20 protein-coding genes and 1 other RNA gene are annotated in these 20800 nt (G+C 51.9%); 14 read left to right on the top strand and 7 right to left on the bottom strand.

What is annotated here, in order from left to right; all coding sequences use genetic code 11:
• The first annotated feature begins 606 nt into the window (after positions 1–606).
• The 5 genes from A7983_RS09690 (at position 607) to A7983_RS09710 (ending at position 7282) form a co-directional block, all read left to right on the top strand.
• Positions 607–1536, top strand: a complete 930-nt coding sequence (locus A7983_RS09690; RefSeq protein ID WP_005975512.1) for a TIGR01212 family radical SAM protein — start codon at positions 607–609, stop codon at positions 1534–1536.
• Positions 1537–1654: 118 nt separating this feature from the next.
• On the top strand, positions 1655–4024 hold the full coding sequence (arcB, locus tag A7983_RS09695; RefSeq protein WP_005975514.1) for an aerobic respiration two-component sensor histidine kinase ArcB: 2370 nt from the start codon (positions 1655–1657) through the stop codon (positions 4022–4024).
• 506 nt (positions 4025–4530) lie between these two features.
• A complete protein-coding gene (gene elbB / locus A7983_RS09700) occupies positions 4531–5184 on the top strand; it encodes an isoprenoid biosynthesis glyoxalase ElbB (protein ID WP_005975516.1) in 654 nt (217 codons plus the stop codon).
• On the top strand, positions 5181–5915 hold the full coding sequence (mtgA, locus tag A7983_RS09705) for a monofunctional biosynthetic peptidoglycan transglycosylase (protein WP_005975519.1): 735 nt from the start codon (positions 5181–5183) through the stop codon (positions 5913–5915). The genes elbB and mtgA overlap by 4 nt, the downstream gene beginning before the upstream one ends.
• A 71-nt stretch (positions 5916–5986) precedes the next feature.
• Positions 5987–7282 (top strand): alginate lyase family protein, encoded by a 1296-nt coding sequence (locus A7983_RS09710; RefSeq protein ID WP_005975521.1) that lies wholly within the window; start codon positions 5987–5989, stop codon positions 7280–7282.
• A 105-nt stretch (positions 7283–7387) separates the two neighbouring features.
• On the opposite strand, the gene dolP is transcribed toward A7983_RS09710, so the two are convergent.
• The 4 genes from dolP to A7983_RS09730 are packed head-to-tail and all read right to left on the bottom strand — an operon-like array spanning position 7388 to position 10963.
• Positions 7388–7960, bottom strand: a complete 573-nt coding sequence (gene dolP, locus A7983_RS09715; RefSeq protein WP_005975523.1) for a division/outer membrane stress-associated lipid-binding lipoprotein — start codon at positions 7958–7960, stop codon at positions 7388–7390.
• An 11-nt stretch (positions 7961–7971) separates the two neighbouring features.
• Positions 7972–8562: a DnaA initiator-associating protein DiaA gene (gene diaA / locus A7983_RS09720; protein ID WP_005975525.1), complete on the bottom strand. Its 591-nt coding sequence runs from the start codon at positions 8560–8562 to the stop codon at positions 7972–7974.
• 41 nt (positions 8563–8603) lie between these two features.
• Positions 8604–8960, bottom strand: a complete 357-nt coding sequence (locus A7983_RS09725; protein ID WP_172645151.1) for a YraN family protein — start codon at positions 8958–8960, stop codon at positions 8604–8606.
• Positions 8957–10963: a penicillin-binding protein activator gene (locus tag A7983_RS09730; RefSeq protein WP_005975529.1), complete on the bottom strand. Its 2007-nt coding sequence runs from the start codon at positions 10961–10963 to the stop codon at positions 8957–8959. The genes A7983_RS09725 and A7983_RS09730 overlap by 4 nt, the downstream gene beginning before the upstream one ends.
• Positions 10964–11024: 61 nt before the next feature.
• Here A7983_RS09730 and rsmI point away from each other — a divergent pair, with 61 nt between their 5' ends.
• The 5 genes from rsmI to ygiD all read left to right on the top strand — a co-directional run bounded on the left by rsmI (position 11025) and on the right by ygiD (position 14015).
• Positions 11025–11912: a 16S rRNA (cytidine(1402)-2'-O)-methyltransferase gene (rsmI, locus tag A7983_RS09735; protein WP_005975531.1), complete on the top strand. Its 888-nt coding sequence runs from the start codon at positions 11025–11027 to the stop codon at positions 11910–11912.
• Positions 11913–11937: 25 nt separating this feature from the next.
• An RNA gene (gene rnpB / locus A7983_RS09740) (RNase P RNA component class A) lies at positions 11938–12316 on the top strand.
• Positions 12317–12519: 203 nt separating this feature from the next.
• Complete coding sequence (locus A7983_RS09745; protein WP_005975532.1) at positions 12520–12774, top strand: type II toxin-antitoxin system Phd/YefM family antitoxin; 255 nt, start codon at positions 12520–12522, stop codon at positions 12772–12774.
• Entirely contained in the window at positions 12764–13051 is a 288-nt protein-coding gene (locus A7983_RS09750; RefSeq protein ID WP_005975534.1) for a type II toxin-antitoxin system RelE family toxin, read from the top strand. The genes A7983_RS09745 and A7983_RS09750 overlap by 11 nt, the downstream gene beginning before the upstream one ends.
• A 178-nt stretch (positions 13052–13229) precedes the next feature.
• Positions 13230–14015, top strand: coding sequence for a 4,5-DOPA-extradiol-dioxygenase (gene ygiD / locus A7983_RS09755; protein WP_005975536.1), 786 nt, complete (start codon positions 13230–13232; stop codon positions 14013–14015).
• 68 nt (positions 14016–14083) lie between these two features.
• Here the strand turns inward: ygiD and A7983_RS09760 are convergent, their stop codons facing one another.
• From A7983_RS09760 to tolC, 3 genes are all read right to left on the bottom strand, one after another.
• The gene (locus A7983_RS09760; RefSeq protein WP_005975538.1) at positions 14084–15244 is read right to left on the bottom strand and encodes a glutathionylspermidine synthase family protein; all 1161 of its coding nucleotides are present in this window, start codon (positions 15242–15244) and stop codon (positions 14084–14086) included.
• A gap of 11 nt (positions 15245–15255) precedes the next feature.
• Positions 15256–15924 (bottom strand): DUF1190 family protein, encoded by a 669-nt coding sequence (locus A7983_RS09765; protein ID WP_005975541.1) that lies wholly within the window; start codon positions 15922–15924, stop codon positions 15256–15258.
• Positions 15925–16206: 282 nt separating this feature from the next.
• Positions 16207–17598: an outer membrane channel protein TolC gene (gene tolC, locus A7983_RS09770; RefSeq protein ID WP_005975544.1), complete on the bottom strand. Its 1392-nt coding sequence runs from the start codon at positions 17596–17598 to the stop codon at positions 16207–16209.
• Between the two features lie 338 nt (positions 17599–17936).
• On the opposite strand from tolC, the gene nudF reads away from it, so the two are divergent.
• From nudF to yqiA, 4 genes are all read left to right on the top strand, one after another.
• A complete protein-coding gene (gene nudF / locus A7983_RS09775; protein ID WP_005975546.1) occupies positions 17937–18569 on the top strand; it encodes an ADP-ribose diphosphatase in 633 nt (210 codons plus the stop codon).
• Between the two features lies 1 nt (position 18570).
• Positions 18571–19005 (top strand): DUF1249 family protein, encoded by a 435-nt coding sequence (locus tag A7983_RS09780; RefSeq protein ID WP_069704158.1) that lies wholly within the window; start codon positions 18571–18573, stop codon positions 19003–19005.
• Between the two features lie 371 nt (positions 19006–19376).
• Positions 19377–20204: a 3',5'-cyclic-AMP phosphodiesterase gene (gene cpdA, locus A7983_RS09785; RefSeq protein ID WP_005975549.1), complete on the top strand. Its 828-nt coding sequence runs from the start codon at positions 19377–19379 to the stop codon at positions 20202–20204.
• Positions 20204–20785, top strand: a complete 582-nt coding sequence (gene yqiA, locus A7983_RS09790) for an esterase YqiA (RefSeq protein ID WP_005975551.1) — start codon at positions 20204–20206, stop codon at positions 20783–20785. Before cpdA ends, yqiA begins: the two co-directional genes overlap by 1 nt.
• Positions 20786–20800 lie beyond the last annotated feature (15 nt).

The raw sequence follows: 20800 nt of genomic DNA on the forward strand, positions 1-20800 counted from the left end.
CGAGAAAGCACCGTGGCGTTGAGCGGCTAGTATTACGCTCTCTTCTTCGGCCTCTCGTGACGGTCTCACAAGTGGTAAATGACTTGTTTTTAGAGGGAGTCTTCATTTACTGCATAAATATGACGAATCATGGACCCGTCAGGAAAGCTTCCAGCGGATCCCCAAATTAGCGAGAAACCCTGTTCAGGTCAAATACCAGTGCAAAATGTGCTGATAAGCGATAATTTTTAGTTATATCTATGAAAGATAATGATTTTTTTAGAAAAATCATCTCGGTGGATGGATATGGGATTACATTGAAATGTGAGCTGTATCACTATACAAAAGCATAAGAACCCTTATCCATGCTAGGTTCTTTCTGCGTTGTAGAATATTCTGCTGCATATGGCTACTTTTAGATTTTATGAAACTATTTTTAAGTATTGCTTCATCTTCTCATCAGGTGTGTCGACGAGATAAGAAAAATTAATTGGCACGGACGTGAGTTTATTTTCACTAAAAGCGAATAAAAATGCATTTCATTGGCATGTGTGTGATTGATCGCGGTCATCGCGAAGGGGGCAAGAGAGAGGTAGTCTGCTGTTCCTTAAGGGAGCAGGCTAGAATATGCAATTGCAAAAATTAATCAATATGTTTGGCGGAAATCTTCAACGTCGCTATGGCGAGAAGATCCACAAGCTGACACTGCACGGCGGGTTTAATTGCCCCAACCGCGATGGCACGCTGGGGCGAGGTGGTTGCACGTTCTGTAATGTCGCCTCGTTTGCCGATGAACAGATGCAGCAACGCAGTATTGCGCAGCAGTTGGAAGCACAGGCGGGAAAGGTGAATAGGGCCAAGCGCTATCTGGCCTATTTTCAGGCGTATACCAGTACCTATGCCGAAGTTCAGGTACTGGAGAGTATGTATCAGGAAGCGTTGAAGCAGGCCGAGATGGTGGGGCTTTGCGTGGGGACTCGTCCCGACTGCGTGCCAGATGCCGTACTGGATTTATTGTCCCGTTACCACGATCGCGGCTATGAAGTTTGGCTGGAGCTTGGGTTGCAAAGTGCCTGTGACAAAACGCTGCACCGTATTAATCGTGGGCATGATTTCGCCTGCTATCAGGAAACCACCCGCCGCGCGCGTGAACGCGGTTTGAAGGTGTGCAGCCATCTGATTGTCGGTTTACCGAGAGAAGACGCACAGCGCTGTTTAACGACGCTGGAGCAGGTCGTTGAGACCGGGGTGGAAGGTATTAAGCTTCACCCACTCCATATCGTGGAGGGCAGCACGATGGCTAAGGCCTGGCGAGCCGGAAGGTTGCCCGAATTGGCCTTGGATCGCTACGTCGAGACGGCGGGAGAGATGATTCGCCATACGCCGCCTGACGTGATCTACCACCGCATTTCCGCCAGCGCCCGACGTCCGACCCTGCTGGCCCCGCTCTGGTGTGAAAATCGCTGGACGGGCATGGTAGAGCTGGACCGCTATCTGCAAACGCATGGTGTACAGGGTTCAGCACTCGGCACACCTTACCAGTACGATGGCGTCTGATACGTCAAAAGACACGGGCGGTGGACGCCGACATTTCATGTCGTGAATCTACGGTGCAGCCCGTATAAGCCGCTATTTTGCGTTATGATGCGTGGGTTGGTGACTAAGGGAAATCGCTATGAAGCAAATTCGTCTGTTGGCTCAGTACTATGTTGATTTAATGGTAAAACTGGGGCTTGTCCGTTTTTCACTGCTGCTGGCCTCGGTATTGGTGCTGCTGGCGATGGTGGTGCAAATGGCGGTCACCCTGTTGCTCAGCGGGGAGGTCGAGAATATCGATGTCGTCCGCTCTATTTTCTTCGGGCTGCTGATTACGCCCTGGGCTGTTTATTTTCTCTCTGTGGTGGTGGAACAGCTTGAAGAGTCGCGCCAGCGGCTATCGAAGCTGGTGGCGAAGCTGGAAGAGATGCGCCATCGGGATCTGGAGCTGAATGTGCAGCTTCAGGAGAACATCGCGCAGCTCAATCAGGAAATTGCCGACCGTATCAAAGCGGAAGAGGCTCGTGTGCTGGTGATGAGCCGACTCAAAGAAGAGATGTCCCGCCGCGAACAGGCACAAATTGAGCTGGAGCAGCAATCTGCGCTGCTGCGTTCGTTCCTCGATGCCTCGCCAGATCTGGTTTACTACCGTAACGAAGAAAAAGAATTCTCCGGCTGCAACCGCGCAATGGAGCTGCTGGTAGGCAAAAGCCAGAAGCAACTGATTGGTTTGACGCCGCAGGATGTTTACGCCCCTGATATTGCCGAGAAAGTGATGGAGACGGACGAAAAAGTGTTCCGTCATAACGTTTCTCTGACCTACGAACAATGGCTGGTTTATCCCGATGGGCGCAAAGCCTGTTTTGAGCTGCGTAAAGTGCCGTTTTATGACCGGATGGGCAAACGTCACGGGCTGATGGGATTCGGACGCGATATAACGGAGCGTAAGCGTTACCAGGACGCGTTAGAGAACGCGAGTAGGGAGAAGACCACTTTTATCTCAACAATCAGCCACGAGCTTCGTACGCCGCTTAATGGCATTGTCGGGTTAAGTCGCATCCTGCTGGATACGCAACTTGACCCTGAGCAGCAAAAATACCTGAAAACCATCCACGTCAGCGCGATTACGCTGGGCAATATCTTTAACGACGTGATTGAGATGGACAAACAGGAGCGTCGCAAGGTGCAACTGGATAATCAGCCGATCGATTTCACCGGTTTTCTGGTGGATCTGGAAAACCTCGGTGGCCTGCTGGCGGAGCCGAAAGGCTTGAAGCTGATTATGGACCAGCACCAGCCTCTGCCGCAGAAAGTGGTGACCGACGGCACGCGCCTGCGGCAGATTCTATGGAACCTGCTCAGTAACGCGGTGAAATTCACACCGAAGGGTGAGAAAGGCGAAAAGGGCGAAATTGTGGTGCGCGTCTGGCATGAAAAAGGCGACCGCCTGCGCTTCGAGGTTGAAGATTCTGGGATGGGTATCCCGGCGGATGAATTGGAAAAAATCTTTGCTATGTATTATCAGGTCAAAGACCAGCACGGTGGGAAACCGGCAACGGGCTCGGGAATTGGTCTGGCGGTGTCGAAGCGTCTGGCGCAGAACATGGGAGGCGATATCCAGGTTTCCAGCATGCAAGGTAAGGGCTCCTGCTTCACCCTGACGGTGATTGCGCCGAGCGTCGATGAAGCGGGAAGCGGTCTGGAAGACGATGATGACATGCCGCTACCTGCGCTACACGTTCTGCTGGTGGAAGATATCGAATTGAACGTGGTGGTTGCGCGTTCGGTTCTGGAGAAACTGGGGAATAGCGTAGACGTCGCCATGACCGGACAGGACGCGCTAGATATGTTCGATCCCGATGAGTTCGATCTGGTGTTACTTGATATTCAACTGCCGGATATGACCGGGCTCGATGTGGCGCGTCAGCTACGTTCGCGTTATGCCAACCGCAATATGCCGCCGCTGGTGGCGCTGACGGCGAATGTGCTGAAAGATAAACGCGAATATCTGGATGCGGGTATGGATGACGTGCTCAGCAAACCGCTGTCGGTGCCTGCGCTGACGGCCGTCATTAAACAATATTGGGATAATCACACGGTGTGGGCGGAAGAACCTGTGGCTGAGGACGGTGATGAAATGGCAAAAGCAAAAGAAGATCTGCTGGATATCCCGATGCTGGAGCAGTATCTGGATTTGGTGGGGCCGAAATTGATTCATCAGAGCCTGGAGATGTTTGAGCAGATGATGCCGGGCTATCTGGCGATTCTGGATTCCAACATGACGGCACGCGATCAGAAAGGCATTACGGAAGAAGGTCACAAAATTAAAGGGGCGGCGGGTTCCGTTGGGTTGCGGCATCTGCAACAGATTGCTCAGCAGATTCAGACTTCATCGCTACCAGCATGGTGGGATAACGTACAGGAATGGGTCGATGAGCTTAAGCACGACTGGCGTCATGACGTTCAGGTACTGCGTGATTGGGTAGCAAAAGCAGAAAAAGAGTCCTGATTTGGTATTTGGGCTGATTCAGTGTGCTGCGGCCACAAGGATGTGGCGAGTAACGCGGTTAGAAATTTTTTTTCGTATCACATGACATCATGTAAAAAATGCAGAACGGCGTCAGATTGAGTGGTGTTTACGATGAAGAGGGATGGGGAATGCGAGGGCTTTGCACGTTTCCATACGGTAGAACAAAATGACCCCGGCCGAAGCCGGGGTGCGCGAATTATGCGCCAACACCAGGGAAAACATGCACCTGCATTTAGATCTCAGGGTTTGTAAACTCGCAAGTGCGGATATTCGTGTCTTTAACGTGTCTTAACTACAACAACTTACAACAGTAACTAAAGAACTTACAACAACAAGTAAAGCCCAAGTACTGTACATCTTCATCAAGCAACAAAATAGCAAATGTGGAAATCTTTGTTACAAGAATCATTAAAATGTGTGATGTAGATTAGTGTTTGTCAATTAAAAAATCAATTAGTTGATGTAATGAAATGAAGGAAAAGATGATGAAACGAGTCGGCATTGTCCTCAGTGGCTGTGGTGTTTATGACGGTTCAGAGATTCATGAAGCCGTGTTGACGTTACTCGCGCTGGATCGCGCGGGCGCACAGGCGGTTTGCTTTGCGCCAGATAAGCCGCAATTACAGGTGGTTAATCATCTGACGGGTGACGTAACTGGCGAGAATCGCAACGTTTTAGCAGAATCAGCACGGATCGCCAGAGGAAATGTCCAGCCGCTTTCTGCTGCGAATGCACAAGATTTAGACGCGCTGATTGTGCCGGGTGGTTTTGGCGCTGTGAAAAATTTAAGCGACTTTTTTACGCAGGGTTCGGCCTGTCAGATCGATGAAATGCTGCAATTGCTCACACGGGAAATTTATAAGCAAAGTAAACCAATTGGTTTGCTTTGCATCTCGCCCGTGTTGCTGCCGAAGATTCTGGGTGTACCTGTTCGCGTAACCATTGGTAACGATATCGATACCGCTGAGGCCGTCGAAGAGATGGGTGGTATCCACGTCGTTTGTCCGGTCGATGATATCGTGGTGGATGAGGAACATAAAATCGTGACGACACCGGCCTATATGTTGGCTAACTCCATCAGCGAAGCAGCACAAGGCATTGATAAGCTCGTTGCCCGCGTATTGGATCTCACCGAATGAGGTGGAACCGAAGGCGTGGAGGCTTACTCACGTGGCTGAAGCGTCTGGTTGTTAGAAGTGTATTGGCTGTCGTCGGTGCGTGGCTAGCTGGCATCCTGCTGTTTTCCTTTCTGCCCGTACCGTTTTCTGCGGTAATGGCCGACAGGCAGGTCAGTGCGTGGCTGAACGGCGAGTTTTCCTATGTTGCCCATTCAGACTGGGTGGCAATGGACGATATCGCACCGGAAATGGCGCTGGCGGTGATGGCGGCAGAAGACCAAAAATTTCCCCAGCATTGGGGCTTCGATATTGATGCGATTGGTCGGGCACTGAAACACAACGAGCGCAACACGCAGCGGGTTCGCGGTGCGTCTACGCTGTCACAGCAGATGGTGAAGAATCTGTTCTTGTGGGATGGGCGCAGTTGGGTGCGTAAGGGGCTTGAGGCGGGTATTACCACTGGGGTGGAGCTGGTCTGGACAAAACGGCGGATTCTTACCGTGTATCTTAATATCGCTGAATTTGGCCCCGGGATTTTTGGCGTGGAAGCGGCCGCCAGACGTTATTTCAACAAACCTGCCAGCAGGCTGACTGCAAGCGAGGCTGCTTTGCTGGCGGCGGTGCTGCCTAACCCCATTCGTTTTCGCGTCAATGCGCCCTCCAGCTATGTCATTCAACGTCAGCAGTGGATTTTGCGCCAGATGCGGCAGATGGGTGGCGAGGCGTTTTTGCGAGATAACAACCTGAATTAATCAGCCTTACACGTTTAGTATACCGAGAATTTTTTGCGTTAACGGTCGTGTTTTCGACATCAGGAGAAAGTATGCGGTTACGTTATTGGTCAGGTTTACTGGTTGTCTTGTGTTGTGTGACCTCTGGTGTCCGTGCGGACGCGGAGCCTAACGTGTCATCCCCCGATAATCCCTACGCCTTCTTACAGTCGTCTCAGCTATCCGCAGTAAAGCAGCAACTTCAGCAGAAAACGGAAAAACCGCAGACGCGAATGGCGTATGAGCAGCTTATTTCGGAAGCCGACCGTGCGCTGAAAAGTGATAACCCTAGCGTGACGGAAAAGAAAACCACGCCACCCAGTGGTTCAAAGCATGATTATTTGAGCCTCAGCGCCTACTGGTGGCCCGATCTCGACAAAGCTGATGGTTTGCCTTGGATCCGTCGTGATGGGCAGGTAAACCCTGCCAGCAAGGATGAGGAGACGGATGGGGTAAGGCTGGCAAAATTTACTGCCCAAACGCAGGCGTTGACGCTGGCGTGGTATTTCTCTGGAAAACAGGCGTATGCCGATAAGGCCATGTCGATGATTCGTAGCTGGTTTATCGACCCTGATACGCGGATGAACCCTAATCTCGATTTTGCGCAGGGTGTACCTGGTATTGCTCCAGGCAGGGGATCGGGCGTGCTGGACGGACGCTATTTCTCCACCCGTATTGTCGATTCTCTGATTATGCTGCGTCAGGCACCAGGCTGGACGACGCAGGATGAGCAGCCGATGCAGAAATGGATGAGTGATTATCTACACTGGTTGCAAACCAGTAAATTGGGGAAAAAAGAGGCAACAGCCAAGAATAACCACGGTAGCTGGTATACCGTACAGGTTGCTGGCATCGCCTGGTATCTGGGAAAAATCGACGTGGTGAAATCCATGGCGCAATTGCAGCGAGAGAAATTGGATCATCAACTGCAACCGGATGGTTCTCAGCCAGAGGAACTGGCGCGTACTCGTTCTTTCCATTACAGCTACTTCAATCTTCAGGCGATAACAGATATGGCTATTCTGGCTTCCCGTATCGGGGAGAATATCTGGCAGTACCAAACGCCGAAGGGAAGCAGTGTGATAAAAGCGCTGGATTTTATGGCCCCGTATCTGGATGAAAACAAAGCATGGCCGCGCAAGACGATGGACAGGCAAAGCAGCCGCCTTATCCCGCTGTTATCGCAGGCGGAGCGGAGTTTGAAAACGCCACGTTACCAGTTGCAAATCAAGCAGGCGGGCTTTGCTGAATTGCTTACCGGCGAGGCGAGTGCGCGCGATAAAGAACCGAGTCATATTAGCGTTGAAACGCGCCGTGCACTCTGGCTGCTTAATTCTGTAAGAGGTTGATTATATTAAGTTATGGTTCTGGCGGGGAAAATGCGCTTTCGTCGCACAGAGCTAAAAAAACCGCTGATAGAGACATCAGCGGTTTTTGTTCGTAAAAGCGTCGTATTATTGCAGGTAGGTAAAGGCTGTCGTCACGTGCTTAACACCGCCAACCTTACTGGCAATTTCTGCGGCGGAAGTGCCTTCACGCGGTGTCACCAAACCTAACAGGAAGACTTCGCTGTTTTCCGTGGTGACTTTTACGTTAGAGGACTTAACCGTGTCGCTTGCCAGAATCTGTGAGCGAACTTTGGTGGTGATCCAGGTATCCAGAGAGGCGGTTCCCATTGAAACCGGGGTGCCTTGACGTATTTCGTTGTAGACTTCGACTGCACCTTCCACGCCGAGGGCGATTTGTTTAGCCCGGCTTGCCATCTCTGTGCTTGGAGCCTGCCCCGTTAACAGAACTTTCCCCTGATAAGCCGTCGCAACGATACGGGCATCTTTTTTCAACTGCTCGTCTTTGCTGATTGCATTCGTCACGCGGACTTCCAGTGTGCCATCGTCAACCTGCGTGCCGACGGTACGCGGGTCGGTAGCCGTTTTGGTCGCCACAGCACTGCCAACCGCGACAACCCCGACACAGCCTTGTAGCAGCAGGGCGATAGACAGCACGGCAAATGCAAAACTTATCCTCATGTAGTGCTCCTTCAATCGTTCTGGTGTGGAAAAAGTGTGTTATCAATCAAATCGCACAGGCAATTTACTGTCAACATGTGCATTTCCTGAATACGGGCGCTGCGGTGTGACGGGATGCGAATTTCCACATCCTGCGGCCCGAGCAACCCGGCCAGTTCTCCGCCATCGTAGCCGGTCAAGGCGACAATCGTCATGTCACGGGTAACGGCAGATTCTACGGCTTTAACAATATCGCGGCTGTTGCCACGGGTTGAAATTGCCAGTAGTACGTCGCCTGCCTGACCTAACGCTCTGACTTGTTTGGCATAGACTTCTTCATGCAAGCGGTCATTGGCTATCGCAGTTAAGACCACATTATCTGCATTTAGTGCGATGGCGGGTAAGCTGGGGCGCTCTGCTTCAAAGCGGTTAATCATGCTGGCGGCAAAGTGCTGTGAATTGGCTGCCGATGTTCCGTTACCGCAGCACAAAATTTTGTTGCCGTTTAGCAGAGATTGCACCATTGCAATCGCGCCACGGGAAATAGCGTCAGGCAAGGCTTCTGCCGCTGCAATCTGCGTTTGAATACTCTCGGTAAAACAAACTTTTATTCTATCCAGCACGTTGAGTTAACCTACGTAAATTGAAATCCATCAAGGATGTATTATCCCTGTGCAGCAAAGGCATTGGGGAGCCAGTTGAACTCTTTGCCCGTAATAGCCAGCACGTCAAAACGGCAATCTACCGTGTCAAAACTGGCGCCTCGCTGCGCTAACCACACGGCAGCGGCATGCAGCAACCGCTGCTGTTTGCGTCGGGTGATGCTGGCTGCCGCATCGCCAAAATGCGCGTTGCGCCGATAGCGTACTTCGACAAACACCCAGATATGGCGATCGCGCATGATCAAATCCAGTTCACCGCCGCGTAGCGTAACATTCGCGGCGGTGAAGGTCAGGCCCGCGCGTTCAAGATAGCGCCGAGCTTGCTGTTCGTAAACTGCGCCAGCGGCTCGCTGATTCAGAGAACGGGTACCAACTGGCCCTGACGGTATTGCTGCCAGGTTAACTGCCGATTGATCGTGCAATCCGGCCCTGCGCTTAACATTCCTGTTGCACCAGGAATCTGGTGGCCTGGAATTTGGCGCATTTCACCAAAGTGGCTGGCGAGCGTCCAAGCATCCATCCCCATGGCATACAGGCGGACTAACGAGTAATCATTTTTAAACTGGCTGCTGACCTGTTGCATCAGCGCCGGGTTTGCGCCGGCTAACAGCGGGATATCACTGAACTGTAAACCTTCCATTTCGAGGCGGAAGTCAGGGCCTAATCCAGCCTGGAAGCTGCGTGAGCTGGCGTAGAGCGCAGGACGAGCGCGTGACGTGGTACGCATATCGATCATCGGCTTAATTAGTGCCAACTCATCCGGTGTGGCGATGATATAGACCGCATCGACATTACCGCTGACGGACGAACTGGCCGTTGGTTGAACCTGTGATGGGATAGTCAGCCCACCGATGGTGGTACCCGCCTGTGTCTGCTGCTGCGATAGGTTAACGGGCTGGCCGTTCAGGCTTAAACCTGCGCCGCTATTGATGGCTTGTTTTAACTCTGCCGAATTACCAAAGCGTTGTTGCAGAGAGCTGGTACCGCTTTGCTGGTTCCAGGCCTGCGCGAAGGCGTTGATGATACGGTCACCCAGCGCACCACGAGGGGCTAAGACCAGAGGCTGCTGTTTACCCTGCTGGTGGATAAATTTTGCCGCGTCTCTGGCCTCATCTTCTGGCGAGAGCGCGAAATAGCAGATGTTAGGGCTATTTTCGACGCGTTCCGGCTGGTTCAGTGCCAAAATATTCAGCGGCGACTGGCTGCTCGCCAACTGATCCACTTCATTTTTCAGCAGTGGACCGATAACCAGCGATGCGCCATCCTGTTGTGCCTGTGTGAGAATATTGGCCAGCGGTTGTGAAGAGGTGTCATATACTTTTACCGGGAGCGAGCTGGACAGCCCGGCGCCAGTGGCCTGTGTTGCAGGTGCTGGCACCGCCTGATCGCTGTATGGCGCGGGTGATTGAGCGTTCTGACCATCTGATGGTGAGGTTACCTGTCCGGCTTGTGCGGTATCCGTTGGCGGTGCGACGGGCGCAGAGACGGACATGGTGGCTATCTGACCATTCTTTGCTGCGTTAAAACCTTGCTGGATAGCATTAGCGAAAACCTGTGCCTGGCCGTTAAGCGGTAACAGCAGCGCGATGCTATTTACAGCCGATGGCTGATAATTGACGACCTGATTTAACTGCATAGGCAGGTTTTTCGCGGCAGGATGATGTGGATAACGGGTTTTCCAGTCCTGAATCGCGCTCTGTAATTGGTCAGGAGACTCGCGGTTGTTCTGGTAGTTATTCAGCAAATCCACCCAGCCCTGAAGCACGTTTTCATCCGCGTTAATCAGCAGCGCCCCAGACTCCTGTGGTGACATTTGCGTCAATGCCAGCCAGGTCTGATCGAGATTCATCTGGTGCTCGTCGCCTTTCAGTAGCGGCTCCTGCGCGATGTAGGCCCGCAGCAGCTCAATGGAAGGACGCCCTTGTGCCGTTTTGATTTGTGTCTGGTAGTAACGCTGCTTCTGCTGGTCGGAAAGCGCACTCACATCAAGCTGGCTCAGCGCTGCCTTGGCCGCATCCATATTGTTTTGGGCGGCGGACAGTTCCGCACTGAGTAACTGCTGTTCTTGCTTTTGCGCCGCGCTCAGTTTTTCTGGCAGGGTGCTGAACTGCTGGCTTGCCTGCGGGGCTTTTCCTTCCTGTAACAGGGAACGAATAGCAAGTAATTGCCAGTCAGCCTTGTTATTATCGCTACTTTGCTGCATCTGTTGCAGATAATAATCGGATGATGCGTCAGCTTTGCCCTGAACCTCGGGTGGCGGGCTCTGCGGTGCATGGCTTGGACAGCCTGCGAGAAACAGTGCCGCTAACAAAACAGGGATAACACGCCCTGCCTGGGTACGGACTAAATGAAAGGGAAGCATACTGTATCCAGTGGTTTCTTTTAAAGATGCTCAATATTAAATCGGCAACCCGGATGAAACAATGAATCAAGACCAACAAGCAAACATTTCTGCATCTACCCTCTATATTGTCCCCACACCAATCGGCAATCTGGGCGACATCACGCAGCGTGCGCTGGCGGTATTGGCAAGCGTTGATCTGATCGCCGCAGAGGATACCCGCCATACCGGTTTGCTGTTACAACATTTTGCGATTAATGCGCGACTGTTCGCATTACACGATCACAACGAACAACAAAAAGCGGATGTGCTACTGGCTAAATTGCAGTCAGGGCAAAGCATCGCGCTGGTTTCAGATGCGGGCACACCGTTGATTAACGACCCCGGTTACCATTTGGTTCGGCGCTGCCGCGAAGCGGGCGTGCGCGTGGTGCCACTGCCGGGCGCTTGTGCAGCGATAACGGCGCTCTCCGCGTCCGGTCTGGCGTCTGACCGTTTTTGCTATGAAGGTTTTTTGCCCGCTAAAACCAAAGGGCGTAAAGATAAGCTGCGTGAGCTAGGGGAAGAAACCCGCACGCTGATTTTCTACGAATCCACACATCGTCTTTTGGACAGCTTGCAGGATATCAGCGAGGTGCTGGGGGCTGAGCGCTATGTGGTGCTAGCACGCGAGATCACCAAAACCTGGGAGTCGATTCACGGTGCACCTGTAGGCGAATTGCTTGCCTGGGTGAAAGAAGATGAGAATCGCCGCAAAGGGGAGATGGTGCTGATTGTCGAAGGGCATCAGATTGATGATAGTGCGCTCTCTTCTGAGGCACTGCGCACGCTAGCGCTATTGCGTGCCGAACTGCCGCTGAAGAAAGCGGCGGCGCTGGCGGCTGAAATTCACGGCGTGAAGAAAAACGCGCTTTACCGCTATGGGCTGGAACAAGAAGGCGATAGTGGTGAATCGGGGGATGACAAGTAGGGCAATTTACCCTATTATCCGCGCCGGAGTTGACCAGACAGTCGCCGCTTCACTGCCGTCCCTTTCGGGGGAGACAGGTGGAGGGGAGGAAAGTCCGGGCTCCATAGGGCAGGGTGCCAGGTAACGCCTGGGAGGCGCAAGCCTACGACTAGTGCAACAGAGAGCAAACCGCCGATGGCCCACGCAAGTGGGATCAGGTAAGGGTGAAAGGGTGCGGTAAGAGCGCACCGCGCGACTGGCAACAGTTCGTGGCACGGTAAACTCCACCCGGAGCAAGGCCAAATAGGGGTTCACATGGTACGGCCCGTACTGAACCCGGGTAGGCTGCTTGAGCCAGTGAGTGATTGCTGGCCTAGATGAATGACTGTCCACGACAGAACCCGGCTTAACGGTCAACTCCCTTCATCATAAAACCCCGCTTCGGCGGGGTTTTGCTTTATGTGGGTAGGCAAGATGAATGACTGTCCACGACGCTTTTTATGAAAGAAAGCGGCTTAGCGGTCAATAGGAAGTACTGGCTGAAAAACACTATGGTGGGTATTTTTAAAGGTGCTATTATTAGTATCTTTAAGCGGTCTTTAGCTAACCTGATTGAGAGATGGAGATTATGGCTTTCAACATCCTAACTAATACAGCAGCCAGTATCACTGAGTTGAAACGTGATCCAATGGGGACGGTGCGGTCTGCTGAAGGTGAAACTATCGCTATACTGAACCGCAATGAGCCTGCGTTCTATTGCGTGCCTCCTGCCGTATTCGCTTACTTGATGGAACTCGCTGAAGATGCAGAATTGGGGCATACCGTCGATGAGCGGATGTCAGAGATAGTTGATGCGAAAGAGATTTCGCTCGATGACTTATAAGTTGAAATTTGTTCCTTCTGCAATGAAGGAATGGAAAAAGTTAGGGCATCCTGTTCGGGAACAATTCAAGAAGAAGTTGGCCGAGCGCCTAGAGAATCCTCGTGTTCCTTCGGCTCAGCTTCATGGTCGCAAAGATCAGTATAAAATTAAACTGAAGTCTGCTGGCTACAGACTGGTGTATTTAGTTCAGGATGACACCATTACTGTAATGGTTATGGGGGTTGGAAGGCGTGAAGGAAACCAGATTTATTCTGATACTAAAGATCGGTCTATTTAACTCTGCCTTTTACGCTTTATGCTTCTTCCTCGGTGGTTTTTTCTTACTGCGTTATTCCTTTCAAATTAATTGATGTTCTCCATCACATAACTCTGACTTTTTCTGTGTCATAAAGCGCGTAAAGTAACGTCATCGCGTGCTGCGGCACGTTCGCTGACATCTTTCAGAGGATATGACTATGAACAACACTTCCCGGATGCCCGCACTGTTCCTCGGCCACGGTAGCCCGATGAACGTGTTGGAAAACAATGCGTATACTCAGGCGTGGCAAACGCTGGGTGAGACGCTACCACGTCCGAAGGCGATTATTGCGGTTTCTGCTCACTGGTATACCCGTGGTACGGCGGTGACGGCGATGGAAAATCCGCGCACCATTCATGATTTTGGTGGCTTCCCGCAGGCGCTGTTTGATACGAAGTACCCAGCACCCGGTTCACCTGAATTGGCGGCGAGGATCCAGCAGGCGCTGGCTCCGTATCCCGTTACCGCCGATCAAAGCCAATGGGGATTGGATCATGGTTCTTGGGGCGTGCTGATAAAGATGTACCCCGACGCGGATATTCCCGTTGTGCAACTGAGCGTCGATGGCACGCAACCTGCCGCGTATCACTACGAATTAGGGCGCAAGTTGGCGGCACTGCGTGATGAAGGCATTATGATTGTCGCGAGCGGCAACGTGGTACATAACCTACGAATGGTGAAATGGGACGGCGATGCAGACGCGTACCCGTGGGCGATATCATTCAATCAATTTGTGCGTGATAACCTAGCCTATCAGGGCAACGACCATCCGTTGGTTAATTTTATGCAGCATGATGGTGCGGCATTGTCTAACCCGACACCCGACCACTATTTCCCGCTGCTTTATGTGCTGGGAAGCTGGGACGGCAAAGAAGCGATGAGTATTCCGGTCGATGGGCTTGAGATGGGATCGCTGAGCATGCTGTCGGTGCTGGTGGGATAACCCACACTTTGCTTTAGAAATGAGAAGGCACGGTGAAAACCGTGCCTTGTTACTTTCAATTTTGCTGCTTAATCCAGAATGGTGTGTGGATAAAAGCGCGAGAGATCCTGAGTGATCAGGGCGCGATCTTCACGTACACCGATACCACAGGGCAGATCGTTCACCAGCCAACTACCAATCAGCGTGTAGCTGTCGCCGAACTTCGGCAATTGATGGTATTGCTGGACGATCATGCCTTCCTCGCCGTAAGGGCCATCGGCTGACGCTATCTCTTTGCCATTTTCGACGATCTGGATGTTTGCCCCTTCGCGTGAAAACAGCGGCTTAATGACGTAGCTGTCTAGCTCAGGGTGTTCATCTTCCGCGAAATAGGCAGGAAGTAGATTGGGGTGATTGGGGAACATTTCCCACAGCATCGGCAGCAGCGCTTTATTGGAAATGATACTTTTCCAGGCTGGCTCCAGCCAACGCACACCTGCATCCTCCAGCTTGGTGGAAAACACCTCACGCAGCATGAATTCCCATGGATACAGCTTGAATAGGTTACTAATTACCTGATTTTCAGGATCGGTAAACTGACCTTTCTCACCGAGGCCGATTTCCTCGATGTACAGAAATTCGCTCGGCAGACCCGCTTCCAGCGCGCAATCCTGGAGATATTGCACCGTACCGCGATCTTCTTCCGTATCCTGACAGCAGGCAAAGTGCAGCAAGCCAAAGCCGTGATTCAGCTTCAGTTCCTCAAAGCGTTCAATCAGCTTTTCCTGAATGCTGTTGTACTGGTCAGAATTCTGCGGCAGCTTCCCGGCGTTGATTTGATCTTCCAGCCACAGCCATTGGAAAAAAGCGGCTTCGTACAGCGACGTCGGCGTATCCGCATTGTTTTCCAGCAGTTTGGCTGGGGATTTGCCGTCATACGCCAAATCGAGGCGTGAATACAGCGAAGGCTGATGGGTGCGCCATGAGTGCCTGACGAATTCCCAGGTGTGCTTGGGAATGCGGAATTTGGTGAGCAGTGCGTCGCTGCTGACGACTTTTTCCACCACCTGCAGACACATCTGGTGCAGTTCTGCCGTGGTTTCTTCCAGCTCTTCGATCTGGGCAAGCGTGAACTGATAGTATGCCTCTTCGCTCCAGTAGGGTTCGCCGTACATGGTGTGAAAACGAAAACCAAACTCGGTGGCTTTTTCCTGCCAGTCAGGACGTGCTGTAATATCTATCCGCTTCATTCGATACGTCCTCAGCCGCCCATACTACGGGAAGAGCTGGAACTTGAACTGGCGCTGCTACGCTGCATGCTGGTTTGTTTGGCGACGGTTTCACCAAAGCCGCCGCGCGTAATGGTGGATGTCGTTGCAGGCTTCGGTGCCAGTGCAGTTTTAGGCACTGTCATCGTGCGGCCTGTCGTCGCGTTGCCGTAGTTTTTGCCGGTAGCATCGACGAATTTGCCGTTAGCCGGGCTGGTGGGGGATTTTGAACTGAACAACGGCTGCTGTGTGAAACCGGCCCCGCCACTCATCATGCGGCCCATCATGTAACCGGCCATCAGCGGCATCCAGGACATGCCACCGCCCTGTTGCGATTCTGCTGCCATACCTGCCTGCGCGGGGACTTGAGTACACTGTGCTTCGCCAAATTCCGCTACGCAATCTTCTTTTGTCGCGTATTTTGGTGCCGTTTTTTCCGCTTCTTTTAATGCATTATTGTACGCGGTGGTGCATTGGGCAGCCATTGACGGGTTAGCTGACGAACAGTCATCCGCATTCTGGTAAAGGGAGACGGTTTCATCGGTTTGTTCGCAGCCCGCGAGGAAAAATACCGCGCTGACGGCTAAGGCAACGGGTGCCAGGCGATACGTTCTCCATTCTTTGCGGAACGTTTCCTGATTAATATTTTTTGTACGTTTCATTGTGTTTATCCCAGAGCAAAGTGTCATGATTAATGACAAATATGTGTCGCTAAGAATAGGGGAACGTTGCCTGAATTTAAAGCGCCAATGGGACTAATGGTCGTAACGAACGGACTCTTTACGTTGTTATACACTCTGTTGTGCGACATTTCGCGTTATGGAGCACGTAACCGTTTCGGCATTTTGGCGCAGCCACATTCTTCTGTGGAAAGAGTGTAGGTATGAAAAAGGGGGAACGGTGGTTCCCCCTGTATCGGGCGTTGGTTTAAAAATCGCTACGGATTAACGCTGCGCCGAGGCGGTCGTCGTCTGCGGAGCGCTGTCGTCCGTTATGGTCGGCGTGGTTGACACCGGTTGACCCAGCGACGCATTCAGCGCTTGCAGATCGCTTTCATTCAGCGTTCCCTGCGCGGATTTAATGTTTAACTGGTTGATCAGATAATCATAACGTGCGCTGGAGAGCTGCTGTTTGGCGTTATACAACGTGGTGGTAGCATCCAGCACGTCAACGATGGTACGCGTTCCGACCTGATAACCCGCTTCCATTGCATCCAGAGAGCTTTGTGCAGACACTTCAGCCTGCTTGTAAGCGTTGATGCTGCTGATGGAAGCAGAGATGTTGTTGAACGATGAACGGACTACTTGGATCACTGAACGGTGCGCACTTTCTAGCTGCTCACTGGCGCTGACATAGCTGTGCTGTGCCTGCTTGACCTGAGAGTTGGTGATACCGCCGTTGTACAGTGGGAGCGTAAAGTTGATGCCAACTCTGTGTTGCCCTGCGTCGGTGTCGTTGAAGTTGCCGCTATTCGTCCGTGAGCCGGAATAACGGGTATCGCTTACGCCCGTCGATGCGGTGAGTCCTAGCGTTGGCATATAGCCGGTTTCGGATGAGCGAATTTGCTCACGGGCCAAATCCTGACTCAAACGTGCGGACAACAGGTTCAGGTTGCGGTTTTCCGCTTCTTTTAACAGATTGTTGACGGCTTCGGGTTTCTGAGTAGAAAAATGAGTGATATTCAGGCCAGCGAGCTGCGGGTAGAAATTGCCGGTAATCTGGCGCAGTGATTCCAGCGCATTGTCCAGCGTATTACGCGTCAGAACTTCATTTGCCAGCACGCTGTCATACTGTGCCCGGGCGTTCTGGACGTCGGTAATCGCAACCAGACCCACGTTGAAGCGCTGTGTCGTCTGGTCTAACTGACGATAAATTGCCTGTTTCTGAGCGCTGATATAGGACAACGAGTCAATCGCGCGCAGCACATTGAAATAGGCGGTCGCTGTGTTCAGCATCAGATTTTGCTGTGCCGTCTGGTACACAACATCTTCGATACCGGCTTGTTTTTCCTGCAGCGTCAGCGCACGCCATCTGGACATGTCGAACAGCGTCTGGGTTAGTTGTAATGACGCGCTTTTCTCATTGTTATTGACGCCGTTACTGTCACGGTAACCCTTGTTATAGGTATACCCTGCGTTGATCCCCAACTGCGGCAGTAACGTGCTGCGTGCTTCGTTGATTTTTTCAAACGCGGCGTCGCGTGTTGCCGCAGAGCTGCGTAAATCAGGGTTGGTGCTTTTTGCCTGCTGGTAGACCTGTAACAGGTTTTCCGCCTGGCTCATGGCGCTAAAACCGCCCAGGCTCAGACCAATAAGAAGAGGGAGCAATTTCTTCATTTGCATTCCTTGTTGTGCAGCAATCTCGCTATGGTAGCGCTGTCTGTAGACGAATAATTGTCGATTCTATCAGAATCTGCCAATAGGATAAGGTAGCTGAACGTGCCATCTTTCAGCGAAATACGTTCGAAGAGTCAGGTAAATTGACCTTTCGGGTGATTCAGTGTGACGCGTTGTTGTTCAGTAAGATACCGAAAAGCAATGCGGTGTGTGGGTATAACCCTCGGTTTCGCTGACGTCACGCCTAATAAATGCTCAAAAACAATGATGAGTATAATGACAGTGGGTTCCGCCCTACAATACTGGATTCCATTAATACTTGTTACAGGAGTGCAGCCGTGGTGTCTTCCGTGTCCGGTCCCGTTACTTTCACCAAAGATGATGTAGAAATTATTGCACGTGAAAAACTGTATGACGGTTTTTTTGCGCTGGAGCGTTATCGCTTCCGCCATCGTCTGTTTAATGGCGGTATGAGCGGCGAAGTCAGCCGTGAGATCCTGGAGCGTGGCCACGCTGTCGTGCTGCTGCCTTACGATCCGGTACGGGATGAAGTGGTGCTGATAGAACAGATTCGTATCGCCGCCTATGACACCAGCGCGTCTCCCTGGCTGTTTGAACTGGTGGCTGGCATGATTGAGCCAGGAGAAAGCCACGAAGAGGTGGCGCGGCGTGAAGCAGAGGAAGAAGCCGGATTAAGGGTTGGCCGCTGTCGACCGATAATCAACTATCTTGCCAGCCCCGGCGGCACCAGCGAACGTCTGGCGGTGATGGTGGGCGAGGTGGACACGCGTTCGGCGCAAGGGATCCACGGCCTGGCGGAAGAAAACGAAGATATTCGCGTGCATGTGGTGAGCCGAGAACAAAGTTATCAATGGGTTGAGGAAGGCATCGTTGATAACGCCGCCTCTGTCATTGCCTTGCAATGGTTAGCGTTGCACCATGAAGAACTGAAACGTGCGTGGGTGGATTGAATTGATGAAACGTTATACCCCGGATTTCCCAGCCATGATGAGGTTATGTGAAACTAACTTCATGCAATTACGGCGTTTGCTGCCAAAAATTGATGAAGTTGGTGAAATCGCGGTTTATCACGTCAATAATGCGGTCTATCAACTGACGATCCTTGAATCTACTCGCTATACGTCATTGGTTGAGATTAAGCAGACGGCACCTGCTGTCAGCTATTGGAGTCTGCCAATGATGAGCGTTAGGTTGTATCATGACGCGTTGGTTGCGGAAGTGTGTGCCAGCCAGCAGATCTTTCGCTTCAAAGCACGTTATGATTATCCTAATAAGAAGTTACATCAACGTGACGAAAAGCATCAAATTAATCAGTTTCTTGCTGATTGGCTAAAATATTGTTTGGCGTATGGTTCGATGTCGATACCGGTTTTTGATACCCAATAGATTTCAATGTGCAGGAAAGTGGCCGCCGAGCCACAAGGGAAACCAACGTATACCCTAAATAATTCGAGTTGCAGGACAAAACGTTAACGTTTTGAACAACGCGAAGCGTTAGCCCTTTAGGGCGATGCTCAGCGATGAGCATCGTAACGCGGCGACACAGTGACAAATTCGTCAAAGGCGAATTTGAGCAGCCAAAGGCTGACCTCTGGTGAGAGACAATATGTCTCTCATTCATCCCCGGGAGCTTACATCAGTAAGTGACTGGGGTGAGCGAGGAAAGCCAACGCACATGCAGCTTGAAGTATGATGGGTATATTCTGCAATTTGAAAGATGACGGGTAGAGACAGATTTACGTAACCAAGGACACCATTTGGAAAGCCTGTTGACACTGCCTGTGGCGAGTGGCGCCAGAGTCAGAATTTTACAAATAACAGATACCCATCTTTTTGCGGGCGAGCATGAAACCTTGCTGGGTATCAACACCTATCGTAGCTATCACGCTGTGCTGAATGCCATCAAGGTTCGGCAGGAGGCGTTTGATTTGATTGTCGCGACGGGCGATCTGGCGCAGGATCATACGCTGCAAGCCTATCACCATTTTTCGAGTGGGATTGCACAGATCCCAGCTCCTTGCGTATGGCTTCCGGGTAACCACGATTTCCAACCCGCGATGGTCGATGCGCTGGCTGACGCCGGTATTGCGCCATCCAAACACGTGCTGCTGGGTGATAAATGGCAGATCATTCTATTGGACAGCCAGGTGTTCGGCGTGCCACACGGTGAACTGAGTGAATACCAGCTTGAATGGTTGGAGCGTAGCCTGCAAGGCCAGCCCGACCGTTTTACCTTGCTGTTGCTGCACCATCATCCGCATCCTTCCGGCTGTACCTGGCTCGATCAACACAGCCTGCGCAATGCGCATAATTTGTCTGCGGTACTGGATCGCTATCCGAAGGTGAACACCGTGCTGTGTGGGCATATTCATCAGGAGATGGATTTTGACTGGCATGGTCGCCGCTTGCTGGCAACGCCGTCAACCTGTGTGCAGTTCAAACCGCACTGTACCAATTTCACCATTGATGACGTGGCACCGGGATGGCGCTATTTGGACCTGCTGCCGGATGGCTGCCTGGAAACGGAGGTCTATCGTCTGTCGGGCAGCGAGTTCCTGCCTGACATGAATTCGGACGGTTACTAATGCCTACGCTTCTTTATTTGCACGGTTTCAACAGTACGCCACAGTCGGCGAAAGCGACCGCGTTAAAAGCGTGGCTGGCAGAACAGCACCCTGAAATTGACATGGTGATCCCACAGCTTCCACCGTATCCGTCGGAGGCGGCTGAGATGATGGAATCGTTGATTATGGCTCGGGCGGGTCGTCCAGTGGGGATTGTTGGCTCTTCCCTCGGTGGTTATTATGCCACCTGGTTATCTCAGTGTTTTATGCTGCCTGCCGTGGTGGTGAATCCTGCTGTGAAGCCGTTTGAACTGCTGCTGGACCATCTGGGAGAATATCAGAACCCCTACACCGGTGAACAATATGTGCTAGAGTCTCGGCACGTTTACGATCTAAAGGTCATGCAGGTTGACCGACTGGAATCGCCGGATTTGCTCTGGCTGCTGTTGCAGACGGGGGATGAGGTTCTGGACTATCGTCAGGCAGTCGCGTATTACACGGCCTGCCGTCAAACGGTGGAGTCAGGGGGCAGTCATGCCTTTGTCGGATTTGAGCACTTCTTCACACCGATCGTGAATTTCTTAGGGCTTACGACAGACTGAACCGCCGCATATGCA

This window comes from Pectobacterium wasabiae CFBP 3304 (assembly GCF_001742185.1).
GTDB lineage: Bacteria > Pseudomonadota > Gammaproteobacteria > Enterobacterales > Enterobacteriaceae > Pectobacterium > Pectobacterium wasabiae.

Bases quoted from the DNA above. Each gene is read 5' to 3' on its own strand.
- A7983_RS09690 (WP_005975512.1), top strand. From the start codon at position 607: ATGCAATTGCAAAAATTAATCAATATGTTTGGCGGAAATCTTCAACGT.
- arcB (WP_005975514.1), top strand. From the start codon at position 1,655: ATGAAGCAAATTCGTCTGTTGGCTCAGTACTATGTTGATTTAATGGTA.
- elbB (WP_005975516.1), top strand. From the start codon at position 4,531: ATGAAACGAGTCGGCATTGTCCTCAGTGGCTGTGGTGTTTATGACGGT.
- mtgA (WP_005975519.1), top strand. From the start codon at position 5,181: ATGAGGTGGAACCGAAGGCGTGGAGGCTTACTCACGTGGCTGAAGCGT.
- A7983_RS09710 (WP_005975521.1), top strand. From the start codon at position 5,987: ATGCGGTTACGTTATTGGTCAGGTTTACTGGTTGTCTTGTGTTGTGTG.
- dolP (WP_005975523.1), bottom strand. From the start codon at position 7,960: ATGAGGATAAGTTTTGCATTTGCCGTGCTGTCTATCGCCCTGCTGCTA.
- A7983_RS09730 (WP_005975529.1), bottom strand. From the start codon at position 10,963: ATGCTTCCCTTTCATTTAGTCCGTACCCAGGCAGGGCGTGTTATCCCT.
- rsmI (WP_005975531.1), top strand. From the start codon at position 11,025: ATGAATCAAGACCAACAAGCAAACATTTCTGCATCTACCCTCTATATT.
- A7983_RS09745 (WP_005975532.1), top strand. From the start codon at position 12,520: ATGGCTTTCAACATCCTAACTAATACAGCAGCCAGTATCACTGAGTTG.
- A7983_RS09750 (WP_005975534.1), top strand. From the start codon at position 12,764: ATGACTTATAAGTTGAAATTTGTTCCTTCTGCAATGAAGGAATGGAAA.
- ygiD (WP_005975536.1), top strand. From the start codon at position 13,230: ATGAACAACACTTCCCGGATGCCCGCACTGTTCCTCGGCCACGGTAGC.
- A7983_RS09760 (WP_005975538.1), bottom strand. From the start codon at position 15,244: ATGAAGCGGATAGATATTACAGCACGTCCTGACTGGCAGGAAAAAGCC.
- A7983_RS09765 (WP_005975541.1), bottom strand. From the start codon at position 15,924: ATGAAACGTACAAAAAATATTAATCAGGAAACGTTCCGCAAAGAATGG.
- tolC (WP_005975544.1), bottom strand. From the start codon at position 17,598: ATGAAGAAATTGCTCCCTCTTCTTATTGGTCTGAGCCTGGGCGGTTTT.
- yqiA (WP_005975551.1), top strand. From the start codon at position 20,204: ATGCCTACGCTTCTTTATTTGCACGGTTTCAACAGTACGCCACAGTCG.